3 protein-coding genes are annotated in these 4,133 nt (G+C 42.3%); all 3 read right to left on the minus strand.

What is annotated here, in order from left to right; all coding sequences use genetic code 11:
* Window positions 1–455: 455 nt before the first annotated feature.
* On the minus strand, window positions 456–1,757 hold the full coding sequence (locus AC4II3_RS31680) for a glycosyltransferase family 2 protein (protein ID WP_488029801.1): 1,302 nt from the start codon (window positions 1,755–1,757) through the stop codon (window positions 456–458).
* Between the two features lie 124 nt (window positions 1,758–1,881).
* Complete coding sequence (locus AC4II3_RS31685) at window positions 1,882–2,940, minus strand: glycosyltransferase family 2 protein (RefSeq protein ID WP_488016685.1); 1,059 nt, start codon at window positions 2,938–2,940, stop codon at window positions 1,882–1,884.
* Window positions 2,941–3,168: 228 nt separating this feature from the next.
* Window positions 3,169–4,133: class I SAM-dependent methyltransferase (locus AC4II3_RS31690; protein ID WP_488016683.1), on the minus strand; the 965-nt coding region annotated here is incomplete at its 5' end.

Raw genomic sequence — 4,133 nt, forward strand, 5'->3', positions numbered from 1 at the left:
GTTTATTGTGGAGCCTTTATAGTTAGCAGGTTATGCAGAAAAGGGTTAAATTATTTTTAATAAGGCTCCACTATCTTACGGTAAATTCAAACCATGAGCGACTGCCGTGGTTTCCCCCATGAGCGACTGCATCAAGACGGGAGTAGGGGTAATAAAATTCAATAGTTAATAACTATTAGAAAGGCTAGATCGGATAGATTAAAGATTACTTAGGAGTTAGTAGATATTAGTTAGGAGTTAATATAAAATAGTTAGGAGTTAGGAGTTATTTTTCGACTACCTGTTCCCTATTTCCTGTTCCCTATTTCCTATTCCCAGATCTGCTGTTACCTTTCCAGGGTAAGCGCAAGAAAAAATGGCCCATAATGTGCATTGGCTGGATATCGGTTGATCGTGGCTCGAAATCCCTATAATCTCGTAGAACTGTACTCGCAATAGAGTTAATTTGTTGAGAATTACCCGGTCTTTTTCTCTATCAGCATATGGTTATTGATTCTTGCGCTTACCCTGACAACGCCCAAGGAGTATCCGACTTTGGCAGAAACATACCGCATTAAGCTGTAATATCGTGATTCTACCGCCCATCTAAAAAGATATATTGCCGGAAATGGGATGTTCGGTTTTTTCCAGCTCAACCAACCCTGCCAACGTCCACGCAAAGAAGCAAGCCACTTTTGTCCTGCTAAAAGTCCTTCCTTGGGGAAAGAGCGCAAACATTGTAGGAAACCCGGTTGAACTCGGGTTCCCACCAATGTTGACCAAACTATAAATATAATCCGTTGTAGAACAGGGAAGTAATCTAACAAAACTATAGTTTCATTATGTGCCGCATTAATCAGGGCAGTATCGCTAAAAACTATGCCTCGCTGATCCTCATCAAAACGCTGTGCTGGATAGTGGTCTACTGCTACCCCTGGGTCATAAATCAGCTTCCAACCTTCTTTTCTTAGGGCTAGACTAAACCCGAGATCATTATGGACTTGAGCTCCCGTCCCTCGCAGACGCTGATCAAAGCGCAAGCCCGATATAGCAGTTCGTCGATAGCTCATGTTAGCTCCTTTCAGGACATCCACCTCGCGAGGTAAACCTACCCCCAGGTGGTGATTACCAATCACCCGTCCATACCATTGCACTCGACCCACTCGTTCTCTAGCACCATTTTCCAGGTAGTTACCCAGATGTATCCAATCCCGTCCACCGACACCCCCGATCCGGTGATCTGACTCAAAGTGAGTTTTAATATCAGCTAACCAATTGCCACGGGGAGCAGCATCATCATCGGTAATGGCAATAATATCTCCCTGTGCTCTATCAAGACCGGCGTTGAGAGCAGCCACTTGCCCGGGAATACTTAATTTCACAGGACGCATGGGTAAAACCTCTGGGTTGAATGCTTCAAGAAACGCCCAAGTTTCAGCATCAGTATTCCTGACAATCACCAAGACCTGATCTGCTGGTCGAGTTTGCTTTGCTAGCGCCTGTAAACAACGTTCTAGGTCTTTTGGACGGCGATAGGTGGGGACTATAACAGTGATTCTCATTTCTTCTACTGTTGAGTGTTTAAGGTTATAAAGTTGAAAGTTATAAAGTTGAAAGTTATAAAGTTGAAAGTTATAAAGTTGAAAGTTGTTCTGCCAAGGCGATTCAGTGTAGGGTAGGTTAGACGGTTGTTCGCGTTCGCGCAGCGTCGGCTTTGCCGAAAGCGTGGCCATTCGCGTAGCGTGGCCTTTTGGCCAAGGCCAAGGTTGAACGCGCACGGGTGGCCTTTTGGCCAAGGTTGTTTGTCAAAATGCAGAATTTAGAATGCAGAATCTAGAATAGTGAATTCTAAATTCTAAATTCTAAATTCTAAATTCTAAATTCTAAATTCTAAACAGATTACTATCCCGCTGTTTGAGACCGTAAATAACTCTGTAGAGTACTTAACCAACCTTTCACCATACCTTTCAACCGTAATTCCATAGAAATTGTCCATTCAAAGACAGGACGAAAGCCCAATTTGGATAAGAACATGCGAAATCGCAAAGCTGGTGAATCTCCTAACTCTTTCAAGAGAGCAATCAGCTCCGTGCGTTCTCCCTCATTGAAGATTGGACGAAAACAGTATGCTGTGTGTCTTAAGGCCAGTTTACGACGCTGCTGCTCAATCACCTTTGTATCCCAACCCCGTCGCTTAAAAGCAGGCAAAATACTGTCTTCAAAAACCCGAATACATCCTTGTAATTCAATATTTTTACGCTTAGGACGTAGATTTTTAGCATCAGTCCAAACGCGATAACGGGCTAATATCTCATTGGCATAAACGTTGCCATAACCCGCATCTGCCATTCTGACCCACATGTTATAGTCCTGTGCAAAATCGGGACTATCTTCATAAAACCTAACTGCTGGCAACGCTTCAGCCCGAAACATAGCGATATTGGCAGCTACTTTTACCCCAAAAACTGCGGCTCGTAGTGAGTCGTCTGCGCTCTGAAACTCGTGCTGTCTTGCAATACGTCGCACATCTCGATCGTTACTGCATTCATCAATTTCTTGCACAGCACTATGGGCATAACCCGCCTCTGGATGGTTCTCTAGCAGGGGTAGTAAGGTTTCTACATAGTTAGGTAACAGGACATCATCTGAATCCAAACGAACAATAAATTCAGTGTTTGGCTGTTTCAAAACCCAATTGTTGTTAGCTGCCATACCTAGGTTTTTAGGCTGCCGATAGTACCGTACTTGAGGAAACTGCTGGCATAGTTCTTCCATCACCTCACGGGTTTCATCAGTGCTAGCATCGTCTGACACCCAAACTTCCACATTGGGATAGGTTTGACGGCAAGCGCTACCCACTGACTCCCGTAAGTACTGGGCTTGATAATAGGTAGGGATGCAAATAGCAACTGGTTTCAGGGAACATCCCACACATCCCACTTTGGACAAAACATACCGCATTAAGCTGTATGATCGTGATTCTACCGCCCACATCAAACAATAGATTTGCCAAAATGGGATGCTCTCTGCTTTCATGTCTTTCATCAGGAATAGTTCCTCTATAGGAAAGTTATGTTAAAATAAAATAACCGTAAGAACTGTTTAATTTTCCTTAGTCAAGAGTGCTATTTTTTTATTCAACAGCAACAAATAGTGATCCGGTTAGTTTCCCAAAAAGGCTCTATAGGGTTATTTTTTGACCAAAATTTTTTTAACAAATTGTTTCAATAGTCCTGATTTACCCGACAAATATTCTACTATCACCTTTTTATCTTGCCAGAGAATAAAATAATCCCTTAAAGACCACTTATCGACCTTGGTAAATTCCATAGGCTTAAAGACTGAACCATACCAAGTCAGCACCATGCCGTTTTTCAAAAACATGAAGGGACTTTGACCTTTAAATTTTCGATTTGACTCTAAATGAGTTGGGTGTCTACCGGTAACATCACCATAAGCATCGGTGATCAGTGCAATACCTTCTGTTTTTAACATGGAGCGTATATTAGCAATGGCGATCCATGGCTCAGTAAGGTGTTCGAGAACATCGAAAGAAATCACAACATCGTACTGATTATCCAAACAGGCTTCATAGGTGGGAATCAGGTTGATGCCATTGTCTAACAAGCCATAATGTTTAAATCGCTTGGTGACAAAATCATAGGTTTTACTGCCTGGGAAGTCGCAGTACTCAACTTTACAACCATTCATCCCTAAGTACAGAGAGTCATTGCCTGTACCATCACCCAGTAACAAAATTTTTAAATCACCAGTTGTCTTCCCTTTCTGTGAGGCATACTTCTGAATCCTTTCTAGGGTTATTTCTATCAAGTGCTTTCGTCCAGGTCTAGCCCAAAAAACCATTGTTTCAAATATGAAGCCATACCCATTTTTATAAAGAGCCTCCATATTGGAATCATACTGGTGAGGGGTAACTCCAAAGTTTTTGGCATCTTGACACACATTCCAGCCTAGTTGCAGCGCTTCTTGCCAGACTCGATGGTTTACCTCGTCTCTGGGCAGCTCAGTAAAGGTACTAATTTCATCAACAATAGGTTCGAGTTCAGTGGGAATTTTAATTAGTAGGTTAGACATAACTATTGAGAATTGAGAATTGAGAATTGAGAATTGAGAATTGAGAATTGAGAATTGAG

This window comes from Moorena sp. (assembly GCF_982860115.1).